The organism is Commensalibacter papalotli (ex Servin-Garciduenas et al. 2014) (assembly GCF_000527695.1).
GTDB classification, from domain to species: Bacteria; Pseudomonadota; Alphaproteobacteria; order Acetobacterales; family Acetobacteraceae; genus Commensalibacter; species Commensalibacter papalotli.
On the sequence record NZ_ATSX01000001.1, the window covers coordinates 646,954 to 661,667 of the forward strand.

13 protein-coding genes are annotated in these 14,714 nt (G+C 38.2%); all 13 read left to right on the forward strand.

Going from position 1 to position 14,714, the window contains the following annotated elements; translation table 11 throughout:
• Positions 1–8: 8 nt before the first annotated feature.
• The 13 genes from nuoG (at position 9) to COMX_RS02965 (ending at position 14,713) form a co-directional block, all read left to right on the forward strand.
• Positions 9–2,072, forward strand: a complete 2,064-nt coding sequence (nuoG, locus tag COMX_RS02905) for an NADH-quinone oxidoreductase subunit NuoG (RefSeq protein WP_034336776.1) — start codon at positions 9–11, stop codon at positions 2,070–2,072.
• Positions 2,073–2,077: 5 nt separating this feature from the next.
• Complete coding sequence (nuoH, locus tag COMX_RS02910; RefSeq protein ID WP_152534148.1) at positions 2,078–3,103, forward strand: NADH-quinone oxidoreductase subunit NuoH; 1,026 nt, start codon at positions 2,078–2,080, stop codon at positions 3,101–3,103.
• Position 3,104: 1 nt separating this feature from the next.
• Positions 3,105–3,593 carry an NADH-quinone oxidoreductase subunit NuoI gene (gene nuoI, locus COMX_RS02915; RefSeq protein ID WP_034336779.1) on the forward strand — a complete coding sequence of 163 codons (489 nt, stop codon included), beginning with the start codon at positions 3,105–3,107 and terminating at the stop codon, positions 3,591–3,593.
• Positions 3,594–3,671: 78 nt separating this feature from the next.
• Entirely contained in the window at positions 3,672–4,409 is a 738-nt protein-coding gene (locus COMX_RS02920; protein WP_034336782.1) for an NADH-quinone oxidoreductase subunit J, read from the forward strand.
• Entirely contained in the window at positions 4,406–4,726 is a 321-nt protein-coding gene (gene nuoK / locus COMX_RS02925) for an NADH-quinone oxidoreductase subunit NuoK (protein ID WP_034336784.1), read from the forward strand. Before COMX_RS02920 ends, nuoK begins: the two co-directional genes overlap by 4 nt.
• Positions 4,727–4,733: 7 nt before the next feature.
• A complete protein-coding gene (nuoL, locus tag COMX_RS02930; RefSeq protein ID WP_034336788.1) occupies positions 4,734–6,680 on the forward strand; it encodes an NADH-quinone oxidoreductase subunit L in 1,947 nt (648 codons plus the stop codon).
• A gap of 24 nt (positions 6,681–6,704) precedes the next feature.
• Entirely contained in the window at positions 6,705–8,129 is a 1,425-nt protein-coding gene (gene nuoN, locus COMX_RS02935) for an NADH-quinone oxidoreductase subunit NuoN (protein WP_034336790.1), read from the forward strand.
• Between the two features lie 14 nt (positions 8,130–8,143).
• Positions 8,144–8,905: a biotin--[acetyl-CoA-carboxylase] ligase gene (locus COMX_RS02940; protein WP_051461818.1), complete on the forward strand. Its 762-nt coding sequence runs from the start codon at positions 8,144–8,146 to the stop codon at positions 8,903–8,905.
• Between the two features lie 2 nt (positions 8,906–8,907).
• Positions 8,908–9,690, forward strand: coding sequence for a type III pantothenate kinase (locus COMX_RS02945; RefSeq protein WP_034336792.1), 783 nt, complete (start codon positions 8,908–8,910; stop codon positions 9,688–9,690).
• 23 nt (positions 9,691–9,713) lie between these two features.
• Complete coding sequence (locus tag COMX_RS02950) at positions 9,714–11,360, forward strand: ribonuclease J (protein ID WP_034336795.1); 1,647 nt, start codon at positions 9,714–9,716, stop codon at positions 11,358–11,360.
• A gap of 74 nt (positions 11,361–11,434) precedes the next feature.
• Entirely contained in the window at positions 11,435–12,757 is a 1,323-nt protein-coding gene (proS, locus tag COMX_RS02955; protein WP_034336798.1) for a proline--tRNA ligase, read from the forward strand.
• 5 nt (positions 12,758–12,762) lie between these two features.
• Entirely contained in the window at positions 12,763–14,025 is a 1,263-nt protein-coding gene (locus tag COMX_RS02960; RefSeq protein WP_034336801.1) for a lipoprotein-releasing ABC transporter permease subunit, read from the forward strand.
• On the forward strand, positions 14,018–14,713 hold the full coding sequence (locus COMX_RS02965; RefSeq protein WP_034336804.1) for an ABC transporter ATP-binding protein: 696 nt from the start codon (positions 14,018–14,020) through the stop codon (positions 14,711–14,713). Before COMX_RS02960 ends, COMX_RS02965 begins: the two co-directional genes overlap by 8 nt.
• Position 14,714: the final 1 nt, after the last annotated feature.

The following is a 14,714-nucleotide window of genomic DNA, read 5'->3' on the forward strand; positions in this document are numbered from 1 at the left end:
GTAAGAATATGACAAAAGTAATTGTAGATGGTATTCCTATAGAGGTTCCCAATAATGCTTCTGTATTGCAAGCATGCGAGGCTGCTGGTAAGGAAATCCCCCGTTTTTGTTATCATGACAAGCTTTCTGTAGCTGGTAATTGCAGAATGTGTATGGTTGAAATTACAGGTTCTCGTAAACCTTTGGTTTCATCTTGCTCTCAACCAGTTATGGAGGGAATGCAAGTTACGACTGATTCTGAAACTATTCGTGCTGCGCGTCGTAGTACAATGGAATTATTATTGATTAATCACCCTTTAGATTGTCCTATTTGTGACCAAGGTGGTGAGTGTGATTTGCAAGATCAGGCTGTTGGATATGGTCGTGACTGTTCACGCTTTACTGACGAAAAACGTGCCGTTGTTGATAAATATATGGGACCCTTGGTTCGAACAGTAATGACGCGTTGCATTCAGTGTACGCGTTGTATTCGTTTTACCAATGAGATTGCTGGCACTGCTGAGCTTGGGGGTATTTACCGAGGCACTAGTCTTGAAATTACGCCGTTTATAGAACAAGGGATTAAATCAGAGCTTTCTGGTAATTTAATTGATGTTTGTCCAGTTGGTGCGTTGACTTCGAAACCAACAGCTTTTCATTTCCGTTCTTGGGAATTAAAAAACACAGATTCAATTGATGTAACAGATGCTGTTGGTACTAATATCTTGTTGCAAGTACGTGGCAACGAAGTGATGCGGATACTCCCTCGTAAGAATGATGATGTGAATGAGGAATGGCTTGCTGATAAAGGTCGCTTTTCGTTGGACGGATTAAAACGTCGTCGTTTAGATCGTCCGTGGATAAAGAAGAACGGTAAACTTGTCGAGGCGTCGTGGACAGAAACATTGCAACATGTTGCTGATAAATTAAAAACAGTTTCATCAGATCGTATGGGTGCCATTGCGGGGGATTTGTGTGATGCAGAAAGTATGTTGGCATTAAAGCATCTTATGAATGCATTGGGCTCCTCAAATGTCGATTGTCGTCAAGACAATGCCTATTACGATATTTCGCAACGCGGGCATTATGTGTTTAACACTTCTATTGCAGGGATTGATGATGCTGATGCATTATTGGTAATCGGTTCTTTCCCAAGGCAAGAAGCTCCTGTATTGAATTCTCGTATTCGGAAACGTTGGTTGTCTTTGACCGAACAATTCCCGATTGGGTATATTGGAGAGCTTCCAGATGATCCTACTTATAAAGTTGATCAATTAGGGGAAACTCCTGAACTGATTGCTGAATTGATTGCAGGCAAACATCCGTTTTCTGAAATATTAAAAAATGCAAAACGCCCAATGATTATTTTAGGGCATGGTGCGATAACGCGTCCTGATGCAAAAATTATATTTGAACAAACAATGGCTTTGGCTAAAACAGTCGGAGCAGTGACTGAAGAGTGGAATGGATTTAATATTTTACATCATTCTGCTGCTCGCGTTGCTGGTTTGGATCTTGGTTTCGTGCCTCAAGGGCAAGCTAAAGATATCAAAGCAATGGTAAATGGTGGAGTTGATGTATTGTGGATGTTGGGCGCGGATGAAGTTAATCTTTCTGCATTACCAGCTGAAACTTTTGTTATATATCAAGGACACCATGGAGAAAAAGCAGCATCTAGAGCTGATGTGATTTTACCTGGTGCGGCTTATACCGAAAAATCAGGGACTTATGTGAATACAGAAGGGCGCGTGCAACGTAGTTTTGCAGCGATTTGCCCTCCTGGTGAAGCAAAAGAAGAATGGGCAGCTATTTATGCTGTTGCTCAATTATTAGCTGTTGACTTGCCTTATCATAATATAGATAGCCTTAGAGCGTATATGGCAGAAATTAATCCTGTCTTTGCTCAATTGCGACTTGTACAGAATGTTGTTGATGTTAATCTTGGCGATAATGCTCAAGGAAACTTTGAAAAACAAGTTCTTAGAGCTGTTATTTCAGATTACTTCTTAACTAATTCTATCAGTCGGGCAAGTTTGACAATGAATGAATGTTCGAAGTTGCGCTATGCAGTTTCGGCAGAAGCGGCGGAGTAGTCGACGTGGAACATTTCTTTTTTCATACGATGGTTGGATCGATTATTCTGATTGTTTTAAAAGTTCTTGCTGTTTTAGTACCTCTATTAATGGGGGTTGCTTACCTTACATGGATAGAACGTAAAGTTCTGGCTGCAATCATGTTACGTAAAGGGCCAAACGTCGTTGGACCTTTTGGATTGTTGCAACCTTTTGCCGATGCTGTGAAAATGATTTTCAAGGAAACCATTATTCCGACCAAGGCAAATCGTGTTCTTTTCTTTATAGCTCCAATCCTTGGTTTTTCCCTATCTATGTTGGCATGGGCGGTTATTCCTACAAATGATGGTTGGGCTGTTGCGAATTTAAATATTGGTATTTTGTATTTATTGGCTATATCATCAATTAGTATCTATGCAACATTGTTGGCAGGTTGGGGTTCTAACTCCAAATATGCATTATTAGGGGCGATGCGTGCTGCGGCTCAGATGATTTCATATGAGTTGGCAATGGGATTGGTTATTGCATCAATCTTACTGTTGGTTGGTAGTGGTAATTTGAATGATATTGTATTGGCGCAACGCCATATATGGTTCTTTTTACCTATGTTCCCCATGTTTATTATTTTCTTTATTTCTTGTTTAGCAGAAACAAATCGTCCGCCATTCGATTTTGCCGTTGGTGAAAGTGAATTGGTTGCAGGGTTCTTTGCAGAATATTCATCCATGGCTTTTGGTTTGTTTTTCTTGGCTGAATATGGAAATATGATTTTAATGTCAGCCATTATTAGTATTTTATTCTTGGGTGGGTGGTTGCCTCCATTTGATTGTATGCCATTTACATGGATCCCAGGCCCATTTTGGTTAATTATTAAAATTTTGATTTGCTTGTTCTGTTTTATCTGGGTCCGAAGTGCTTTCCCAAGATACCGTTATGATCAGTTAATGCGTTTAGGTTGGAAAGTATTCTTACCATTTACACTGGCATGGGTTGTGTTAACGGCAGGGTTTATGATGGCTACAGGCATTGGTATTTACGGAGGGGCAGTTTAAAATGGGTTTTATAGATAGAACCGCGCGATCCTTTTTATTGTCAGAGTTATTGGCAGGTTTGGGAATTACGCTACGTTACTTTTTTAAACCAAAAGCAACGATAAATTATCCTTATGAAAAAAGCCCATTATCTCCTCGTTTTCGTGGAGAGCATGCTTTGCGTCGTTATGCAAATGGTGAAGAAAGATGTATTGCTTGTAAGTTATGTGAAGCAACATGTCCTGCGGAAGCAATTACCATTGAAGCCGAAGCCAGAAGCGATGGCTCAAGAAGAACAACGCGTTATGATATTGATATGACCAAATGTATTTATTGTGGTTTATGTCAGGAAGCTTGTCCTGTGGATGCTATTGTTCAAGGGCCAAATTATGAGTTTGCAACTGAAACCAGAGAAGAGCTGATGTATAATAAACAAAAATTATTATCGAATGGCGATCAATGGGAAAGTGTATTAGCACTTAGGTTGGAACAGGATGCCCCTTATCGGTAGGCGGGAAATAATAACAATGATGAGTAAAATGTTTTTCTTACAAATAGGCTTTATGCCCTTACAAAAAGGAATAAGGTCATGATGCCAATTATTCTTTTTTATATTTTTGCAACAATTCTGCTTTTATCAGCCGTCATGGTTGTATGTTCTCGTAATTCTGTTCATGCTGCTTTGTTTTTGGTTTTAGTATTTTGTAATGCGTCTGGATTATTTTTGCTTGCTGGGGCAGAATTTCTCGCGATCTTGTTGATTGCGATCTATTCTGGTGCGGTTATGATTTTATTCCTTTTTATTGTCATGACTATGCAAACTAATTTAGTTCAGCTTAAAGAGGGTATGCAAAGCTATATGCCTGTGGGTTTTTGTATTGCTGCAGTTTTGGTGGTTGAATTAATCATTGTTGCAATAAACTGGCATATTGATCCACAAATCGCACAAGCTTCTCAACAGCCTTTGCTACAAAATATGTCCAATACCCAAGCTTTAGGGGCTTTAATCTATACCGATTATATTTTATTGTTCCAAATTTGTGGTTTGGTACTATTGGTGGCTATGATTGGTGCTATTGTTTTAACGTTGCGTAAACGTCCAAATAATCGCCGTCAAGTCGTTGCTCGTCAGCATATGCGTGAACCACATCAAAGTCTGGAAATGCGTTCGATTGAACTCAATAAAGGGGTTGATGAGTTGGGTGGTTTTTTAAGGCCAAAAGAAACTTATTTTGGGGTTTCCCAAGAAGACTCATTTGGTCCAAAGCCTGGAGATAAGATGGATATTACTGAAAAAAGACAACAAATGAAGGAGCAATCAAAATGAATATTTTGAATACAGTGGGGGTTGCTCCTTATATGATTGTAAGTGCACTTTTATTTGCGATTGGTTTGTTTGGTATTTTTGCAAGCAGAAAAAATTTAATTGTTATTTTAATGTCGATTGAAATGATGTTGCTTTCTGCAAATCTGAATTTGATTACTTTTTCTTCGGCTTTTGGAAATCTTACAGGCCAAGTCATGGTGATGTTTACCTTAACGGTTGCTGCTGCGGAATCTGCAATTGGGCTTGCGATTGTGATGGTTTATTATAGAAACCGTCACTCTGTAGAAGTTCAAGATACGACGATGATGAAGGGATAATGGGAAAATGACACCAATAGCATCATCGTTATTTGCCATAGCTGTATTTGCACCTTTGGGTGGATTTTTAATAGCAGGTTTACTGGGACGGGTAATTGGCGACAACTTTGCTAAATTTATTTCTATTTTAGGAATGATTATCGCCGTTGCTTGCTCATGGTGTGTTTTAGGGCACTTGTTGAATTCCAACGCTGGAGGCGTAACGGTTCCATTAATTGATTGGATCCACGCAGGTAATTTTAACGCTACCTGGTATCTAAGAATGGATATGTTGTCTGTATCAATGTTGACAATGGTTACAAGCGTATCGTTGTTAGTGCATATTTACAGCATTGGGTATATGGCTCATGATTCAATGCCGACTTATCGGTTCTTTGCGTATTTATCCTTGTTTACATTTAGTATGTTAATGCTGATAACCTCAGATAATTTAATTGAATTATTCTTTGGTTGGGAAGCTGTGGGTTTATCCAGTTACTTATTAATTGGATATTGGTATACACGCCCATCAGCCGTTGCTGCTGCTATTAAGGCATTTGTAGTTAATCGTATTGCAGATTTATTTTTCCTCGTCGGGATTTGTGTATTGTTCATCCTTTCTGGTTCTGTGTTTTATGATGATATTTTTCATAAAATCCCAGAGCTAGCGCAAACTCAATATCATTTATATGGATATAGCTTTCAAGCTTATGAATTTATTGCACTTTTATTATTCATTGGGGCAATGGGTAAGTCAGCTCAATTGTTCTTGCATGTATGGTTACCCGATGCTATGGAAGGACCAACCCCTGTATCAGCATTAATTCATGCTGCTACAATGGTTACGGCGGGTATTTTCTTAATGGCACGTATGTCTCCATTGGTAGAATTTGCGCCACATGTTAAAATGTTTATTGTAATCATAGGCGCAACTACAGCATTCTTTGCCGGGACTGTTGCCTTAGCTCAGCCTGATATCAAAAAATCAATTGCATATTCAACTTGTTCTCAATTGGGATATATGTTTGTTGCGGTTGGTGTTGGTGCTTATCAAGTAGCTTTGTTTCATTTAACAACGCATGCATTTTTTAAAGCTTTATTATTCCTTGGTGCAGGTTCTGTTATTCATGCTCTTCATGATGAACAAGATATGTTTAAAATGGGTGGTTTGTATAAAAAGTTACCAGCTACTTGTTTATTAATGTGGATTGGGTGTTTAGCACTTGGTGGGATTTTCCCTTTTGCAGGTTATTGGTCTAAAGATGCGATATTAGAAGCCGCATGGATGTTTGGTGGTAGTGTTGGTCATTATGCTTGGATTATGACAGCGATTACAGCATTTTTAACAGCATTTTACAGCTGGCGTTTATTATTTTTGGTATTTCATGGCAAACCAAGAGATCAAAAAATTTATGATCATGCGCATGAATCTTCCTTAGTAATGACATTACCGATGTGTGTGTTAGCAACTGGGGCGACTATTGGTGGGATTGTGCTCGCACCATATTATATTGGTGTGCATCAAGTCGCATTCTGGGGGGGGGCTATTTTCAATGCGCCTTCTAATCAAATTATGAGTTTAATGCATCATACACCTTACTTAATTGCAAAAACGCCTTTGGTTTTGGGTGTGTTGGGTATTATTGTTGCATTTGTTTGTTATATTGCAGTTCCGAAAATCCCTGTTGCTGCGGCATCTGGATTAAAAGGGGTATATCAATTCCTATTAAATGCATGGTATTTCGACAAGTTATATGATTTTATTTTTGTTCGTCCTTATCTCGCATTATCAAAGGTTTTATGGAAAGTGGGTGATGAAGAGATTGTTCAGGGGATGCCTGTTTCTATTGCACGAATTACCAATCGTTCAGCAAAAACTGTATCTTGGACACAAAATGGGTCTTTTGCTTTGTATGCTTTTACCATGGCAATTGGGTTGGTGGTGGTACTTGCCACTTTCCTGATCTATCATTGATATTAGAAAGTCAGGATTAATCCGATGAATTGGACACTTGCTATTCCAGAGATTGTTTTATCAATCAGCGGTCTTATTATTCTTTTATGGGGTTCATTTGAGAAGAAAGGAAATGCTTTCTTCCCTTGTGCGATCCTTTCGATTGCTGCTTTTGTTGCAGTTGGTTTCTTAACATTAACTGTTCAAAATGGCTTGGGATATCATGGATTATTTATCAATGATGAATTCTCTCGCTATATGAAGCTTTTAATTATTATATCAGGCTTTTTATGTATTATTTTATCTATTGATTTTAATGGAAAAAATAATACTAATTGTTTTGAATTTATTGCCCTAATTGTTTTCTCAACAGTGGGTGCAATGATTATGGTGTCATCTAATAATTTGATGACATTGTATATGGGGCTTGAGTTATCATCTTTGGCTTTATATATTTTATGTGCCATTGATCGCCAAAGTGTATTTTCAGCTGAATCTGGAATTAAATATTTTATTCTAGGATCTGTTGCTTCTGGAATTTTGCTATATGGAATTTCCATGATTTATGGTTTTTCTGGTGGCATGGGATATGAAAATATTCACCATATTATTGCTTCAGATCATGCTTTATCAGCTGGGTTTGCTATTGGTTTAGTTTTTGTATTGGTTGGATTGTGTTTTAAGATTTCAGCCGTTCCATTCCACATGTGGACACCTGATGTTTATCAAGGTGCACCAACACCTGTGACAACATTTTTGTCAACAGCACCAAAATTCGCCGCTTTTGCATTATTCTTACGTTTAATGGTAGGTCCTTTTGGAGCATTATCTCCACAATGGCAATTATTAATTGAAGTGATTGCTGTTTTATCTATTATTATTGGTAGTGTTGGAGCAATTGCTCAAACGAACATTAAACGGATGATGGCATATTCTTCTATTTCACATATGGGATATGCTTTGGTTGGGTTGGCTGCGGCAACACCCGATGGTGTGATGGGAACATTAATTTATTTAACAACATATTTATTTATGAATATTGGTACATTTGCTGTGATTGCTGCGATGTCTCGCAGGGGACATATTGTTGAAAATATTAATGATTTAGCAGGTTTAGGTAAGACAGATCCAGGTATAGCAACAGCAATGGCTATATTTATGTTTAGTATGGCTGGTGTGCCACCATTAGCTGGTTTTTTTGGTAAATTCTTAGTGTTTAAAGCTGCTTTAGCTGCAGATCTATATGTTTTAACTATTATTGGTCTGTTAGCTAGTGCTGTGGGTGCTTTTTTCTATTTAAGAATTATAAAAATCATGTTTTTTGATAAAGCTGCCGAGCCTTTGGACAAACGTTCTTTGTCTTTATCTTTTATTTCATTTAGTATGGGTACCATAACAGTAATATTTTTACTCTTTTTGTCACCAATGTTAGAAATGGGACAAATTGCAGCGCGGTCTTTATTTCATTGATGTTGTAGGGTAAGGTGGATAGTAGCATTATCTGGCAGGTAGAACATTATCATACTTTGCCTTCAACAAATGATTATTGTATCGAACAAGCCAAATTGAGAAAAAAACTCAATTTGGCTGTGTTGACAGATTTCCAGACGGCTCCTAGAGGAAGTCGTGGACGTGGATGGGTTGAGCCGACTGGAAATTTGGCATTATCTTTTTTATATTGGCCTTCATTTTCTATTGAACAAGTGAGTTGGGTGCCTTTTATAGCATCTTTGGCTTTATACGATGCAGTGGACGAGTTATGTGGTTCTTCTGCTGACTTATATATTAAATGGCCTAATGATTTAGTTTACCAAAATAAAAAAATAGCGGGTATACTCATTGAAAGTTATGTCCAATATCCCGATATTTTGGAATGGTTAGTGTTTGGATTTGGATTGAATATTCATTCAGCACCTGTGATTGAAGGTAAAGAGCTTGGTTGTTTAAAGGATTTTTTTAATAAAGATCTTCCTCAAGCAACCGAAGTTTCTGAGAAAGTAAGAGAGTATTTAACTTATTGGATTATATGTTTAATAAAGGGAAAACAAGCTTTTATTCGAGAATCCTGGTTACAAAGAAGTTTGCCTTTGGACACATCATTAATTGTCAATCAAGGAAATAATTCTTATAAGGGTAAATATAAAGGAATAGATAATAGAGGTTTTTTGTTATTACAAACTCAAACTGCCATTGAAAGTTTTTCAGCTGGTGAGTTGCTTTGTTTGGGTCAAAGTAGGGATAAGTAAAATTGCTTTTGGTGATTGATGTTGGTAATACAAATATTGTATTTGCAGTTCATGATGGAAATAAATGGTTAGGAACGTGGCGTTTTGCGACAATGGCTAATCGAACGTCGGATGAATATGCAGCTACATTATTCTTTTTAATGTCAAAACATAACATTCCTGCAGATAAAATTACTCGTGCAATTATCGGAACCGTTGTTCCACCTGTTTTGTATCAATTGCTTTTATTATGTCGGAAATGGTTTTTGGTTGATCCTATTGTGGCATCTTCGTCTTTAGATTGGGGGTTTGAAATCAGAACAGATAACCCCAAAGAAGTTGGTGTTGATCGTTTATTAAATGGATTGGCTGCACATCAATTATATGGTGGTCCGTTGGTTGTTGTGGATTTGGGAACAGCAACAACGTTTGATGTTGTAGATCAAGATGGAAATTATTGTGGAGGGGTTATCTCACCAGGATTAACCCTGTCTTTGGAGGCACTTCATAGTGCAGCGGCAAGATTGCCCAGAATTGGTATAGGTAGACCTCAATCTGTGATAGGAAAAGAAACGATTGGTGCGATGAGGTCTGGTATTTACTGGGGATATATTGGGCTCATTGAAGGCATTATAGAGCGTATCAAAAAAGAATTTTTAGTATCTGAAATTACAGTTGTTGGTACAGGGGGCTTGGCACCGTTACTTGCTGAAGGAACCCCTGTTTTTAAAGAAATTAATTCGGAATTAACATTGGAAGGGTTAAGAATCCTTGCAGATAAGAATTCATCAGGAAACAAAATATAAATATAGAATTATAAAGGATAGATATGAATGAACAAGTAAACGATTTTGCTTTTCTTCCATTAGGTGGAACGGGTGAGATTGGTATGAATTTTAACCTTTATCGTTTAAACGGTAAATGGTTGGCCATTGATTGTGGAATTGGCTTTACTGGTAATGACATGCCAGAAGCAGATATTATGGTTCCAGATCCAGAATTTATCGCACGTCAAAAAGATGATTTGTTGGCATTGGTAATTACGCATGCTCATGAAGATCATATTGGTGCTGTTGCATATCTGTGGCCAGATCTGGAGTGCCCTGTTTATGCAACCAAATTTGCAGCGTCGATTTTAAGGCGTAAATTACGTGAAGCAGGAATGTTGGAAGATGTGACAATTCGTCTTATTAAAATGGAAGATCGTTTTAATATTGGTGAATTTGATTTGGAATTTATTCCTGTTACGCATTCTATTCCAGAAGCACAAAGTGTTTTTATTCGTACCCCTTATGGTAATGTGTTACATACGGGGGATTGGAAACTTGATCCTGAACCTGTGATTGGAAACGTTACTAATTTAGAAAAATTCGCTGAATTAGGGCGTGAGGGTGTTTTAGCAATGGTATGTGACAGTACCAATGTTATTGTAAAACGTGCTCCAGAATCAGAGGCTCAAGTTCGACGTAGTTTGATTGATTTAATCGGCAGTATTAAGGGCAGGGTAGCTGTTACTTGTTTTGCAAGTAATGTTTCTCGTGTCGAAAGTATTGCTTATGCTGCTAAAAAAGCAAATCGCCCTGTTGTAATTATTGGTCGTTCTTTAAAAAACCTTGAGGTTGCTGCCAGAGAAAATGGATATCTTGCTGATATTCCTCCATTTTTTACTGAACAAAATATGAATGATGTTGATCTTGATCATGTCATTTTTATTGTTACAGGCAGTCAAGGTGAGGAACGTTCTGCGTTAACGCGTATTTCTTTTGATGTACATCAACATATTGCTTTTGGATCTGGAGATACCGTTATTTATAGTAGCCGTACTATTCCAGGAAACGAGCTGGCTATTATGCGTGTTCAAGATAATCTTGCACGTCGTGGTGCCAAAGTGATTACGTCACGCGATCATTTTGTTCATGCTTCTGGGCATGCTTGTTATGAAGAAGTATGTGAACTCTATAAGCTGGTAAAGCCTACTTATGGAATACCTGTGCATGGGGAGTGGATTCATCTGAATGGACAGGCTAATGTTGCCAAAGAATATGGTGCCGAGCCGATTTTATTAGAAGATGGTGACATTTTACGTTTAGGGCCAGGGAAACCAAAAATTATAGGTGGTGCACCTTATGGACGTTTGGTTATTGATGGCAGCCGTTTGTTATCTATAGGTGGGGATGTTCTTACTGCAAGGCGACGGATGTTATATAATGGCGTTGTCGTTGCCAGTTTCGCTGTGAATATGAATGGTGAGTTGTTGAGTGACCCTAATATCAGTGCCCCAGGGTTATTTGATCAATATGACGAAGAATTCGATGATGTTATTGATGAATTTGGGGAGGCTATAGAACGTTTACCTCAAAAAATCCGTTTAAATGACGATGAATTAACCGAAAGTGCCAAAGTTATCCTACGCCGTATTTTAGGACGTCGATTAAAAAAGAAACCTTTGGTAGAGATTCATTTATTACGTCTTTAACTTTTTAATAGAATCCCATTATAATGGGATTCTTTTTTATGCTCTATATCCCTTAGTTCAGGATTGATTAATCTATGCGTTTATCCTCAAGTTTTCTTCCAACATTAAAAGAAGTTCCAGCAGAAGCTCAAATTGCCTCTCATCGTTTGATGCTCAGAACAGGAATGGTTCGCCAAATGTCTTCGGGTATTTATGCCTGGTTACCAGCTGGCTTACGTGTATTAAATAAAATAGCCGATATTGTTCGTGCGGAACAAGATGCTATTAATGCTCAAGAAGTGTTAATGCCAACCTTGCAATCAGCAGATCTGTGGAAGCGTTCTGGACGTTATGACGCATATGGACCTGAAATGTTGCGTATTGTTGATCGCCATAAACGTGATTTGTTATATGGACCAACAAACGAGGAAATGATTACAGATATTTTTGATCAATTTGTAACATCATATAAGGGGTTGCCAGCTTTATTATATCAAATTCAGTGGAAATTCAGAGACGAAATTCGCCCTCGTTTTGGGGTTATGCGTGGTCGTGAATTCTATATGAAAGATGGTTACAGCTTTGATGCAGATTACGACAGTGCTGTAGTAACCTATCATAAAATGATGTTGGCTTATCTACGTACATTCCAACGGATTGGAGTCAAAGCTATTCCAATGTTGGCGGATACAGGCCCTATTGGTGGGGATCTTAGTCATGAGTTTATTATTTTAGCCCCTACGGGTGAAAGTGGTATTTTCTTTGATTCTGCATTTGCAGAACAAAATTGGTTGGAAATGCCAGTCGATATTGAAGATAAAAACTCTCTTGCTTCATTCTTTACCCGTATGACCAGCTTTTATGCAGCTACTGATGAAAAACATGATGAAGCTGAGTGGGAAAAAGTACCTCAGGAAAGAAAATGTGAAGGACGCGGAATTGAAGTTGGCCAAATTTTCTATTTTGGCACCAAATATACTGAGTCAATGGATGTTTCTGTAGCTGGCCCAGACAGTAAAAAACTTTATCCGCATATGGGATCATACGGTATTGGGGTTTCTCGTCTAGTTGGGGCAATTATAGAATCTTCACACGATGATAATGGAATTATTTGGCCTGATAATGTTGCCCCTTTTAAAGCGGTGATTATTAATTTGGGTATGAAAGATCAAGCCTGTAAAGATGTGTGTGAGTCATTGTATCAAACAGATCCAGATAATTTTCTTTATGATGATCGTGATGAACGTGCTGGTGCAAAATTTGCAGATGCAGACTTAATGGGACATCCTTGGCAAATTATTGTTGGGCCTCGTGGAGTTGCACAGAATATTGTCGAGATTAAACGTAGAAAGACAGGAATGCGTGCTGAGGTTCCTGTGGATCAGATTATGGAATATATGGCTTCTCATCAGGATTAATAAATATGTTTGGTTCTTTTGAAAGAATGGTGGCAAAACGTTACTTGCGAGCTCGCAAAGGGGAACGCTTTGTCTCTGTGATTGCTATTTTTTCCTTGATCGGAATTGCTCTTGGAGTTGGTACATTAATTGTCGTTATGGCGGTGATGAACGGCTTTAAAGATGATTTATTGGGTCGCATTTTGGGGTTGAATGGGGATCTGAGTGTCTATGGACAAATGTCCTATAATGGCCCTCAGCCTATTACTGATTATGATCGTTTGGCTTCACGTATGGAAAAAATCCCTGGTGTTAAAGTAGCTATTCCTTTTACAGAAGGCCAAGTTTTATTAAGTGCTGGTAATTATAATTCTGGGGGCATGGTGCGCGGCATGAGTGCCGAAGGGTTGAAAAAATTAACAGTAGTCAGTAAAAGCCTGACTCCAGAATCTTTTGAGCGTTTCAAAGGGGATGATGCGATTGTTATTGGAAAAACCTTGGCAGATCGCGCAGGTCTTGGAATTGGCTCCAAAGTAACTTTAATTTCTCCACAAGGTTCTGCAACCGTAATGGGGAATATTCCTCGTATCAAAGCATATACAGTGGTGGGGATTTTTGATTCTGGAATGCATGAATATAATTCAAGTTATGTATTCTTGCCCATTTCGGCAGCGCAAAAATTCTTTCAAATCAAAGATGGTGTAACAGGAATACAGATATCGACGACAAACCCCGCAAAAGTTCAAAAAACCACGCAGGCGTTGATTTCAGAGTTCAGAGAAGAAAATTTACGCTTTCTGGATTGGACACAAAGCAATAATGCCTTTTTTGGAGCCGTTCAAGTTGAACAAAATGTAATGTTCTTGATTTTAACTTTAATTATTTTAGTGGCGGCTTTTAACGTAATTTCCTCTTTGATTATGATGGTCAAAGATAAAACTCGTGATATTGCAATCTTACGGACAATGGGGGCATCTCGTGGAGCAATTATGCGTATTTTCTTGATGTGTGGCGCTTCTGTTGGGGTCACAGGCACCTTTGCAGGAACGATAATTGGCATATTATTTTGTAAGAATATTGAGCATATCCGTCAAGGGTTGCAAAAACTAACGGGAACTAATTTATTTAATCCAGAGGTATATTATCTGGAACATTTGCCTGCTAAACTTGATTGGGCAGATGTCATTCAAATTGTTTTAATGGCGTTGGCTTTATCTTTGCTTGCGACCTTATATCCATCTTGGAAAGCCGCACGTACCGATCCAGTAGAAGGATTGCGTAATGAATAATTCAACTCAAGCAGTCTTAGAACTCAAAGATGTTCATGTTTCCTATAAGAGTGGAGACGAACAGCTTGAGGTTTTAAAAGGTGCAGATTTCACTTTATACCCAGGTGAGATTGTGGCTTTGGTAGCTCCTTCTGGAGCAGGCAAGTCAACCTTGTTGCATGTTGCTGGTTTATTGGAAAAACCAAGTAAGGGTGAGATTATTATTAACGAGCAAAATACAGCCAAGCTGAGCGAAAGAGAACGCACCGTATTAAGGTTAAGATCAGTTGGTTTTGTTTATCAGTTTCATCATTTACTGCCAGAATTTACAGCTTTAGAAAATGTAATCATGCCACAGATGATTGACAAGAAATCAAAAGCGATAGCTTCTAAAAAAGCCAAAGAATGGCTGGAAAAATTTGATTTAGGCCACCGTGTTAACCATCAACCAGGAAAATTATCTGGTGGGGAAAAGCAACGCGTAGCAATTACAAGAGCTTTGGCGAATTCTCCTTATATTTTATTAGCGGATGAACCAACTGGTAATTTAGATGAAAAAACATCAGATCATGTGTTTGGTTTGTTATTACAAGCTGTCAGGCAGGAAGGGTTGGCGGCTCTGATTGTAACTCATAATAATGAACTTGCGTCTAGGATGGATCGTGTCATGACGTTACACGAAGGAAAGATCGTTCCTTTTACTCTCTAAT

Coding starts and splice junctions, on each gene's coding strand:
- nuoL (WP_034336788.1), top strand. CDS start 4,734: ATGACACCAATAGCATCATCGTTATTTGCCATAGCTGTATTTGCACCT.
- proS (WP_034336798.1), top strand. CDS start 11,435: ATGCGTTTATCCTCAAGTTTTCTTCCAACATTAAAAGAAGTTCCAGCA.
- COMX_RS02960 (WP_034336801.1), top strand. CDS start 12,763: ATGTTTGGTTCTTTTGAAAGAATGGTGGCAAAACGTTACTTGCGAGCT.
- nuoG (WP_034336776.1), top strand. CDS start 9: ATGACAAAAGTAATTGTAGATGGTATTCCTATAGAGGTTCCCAATAAT.
- nuoK (WP_034336784.1), top strand. CDS start 4,406: ATGAATATTTTGAATACAGTGGGGGTTGCTCCTTATATGATTGTAAGT.
- COMX_RS02965 (WP_034336804.1), top strand. CDS start 14,018: ATGAATAATTCAACTCAAGCAGTCTTAGAACTCAAAGATGTTCATGTT.
- nuoN (WP_034336790.1), top strand. CDS start 6,705: ATGAATTGGACACTTGCTATTCCAGAGATTGTTTTATCAATCAGCGGT.
- nuoI (WP_034336779.1), top strand. CDS start 3,105: ATGGGTTTTATAGATAGAACCGCGCGATCCTTTTTATTGTCAGAGTTA.
- COMX_RS02920 (WP_034336782.1), top strand. CDS start 3,672: ATGATGCCAATTATTCTTTTTTATATTTTTGCAACAATTCTGCTTTTA.
- COMX_RS02950 (WP_034336795.1), top strand. CDS start 9,714: ATGAATGAACAAGTAAACGATTTTGCTTTTCTTCCATTAGGTGGAACG.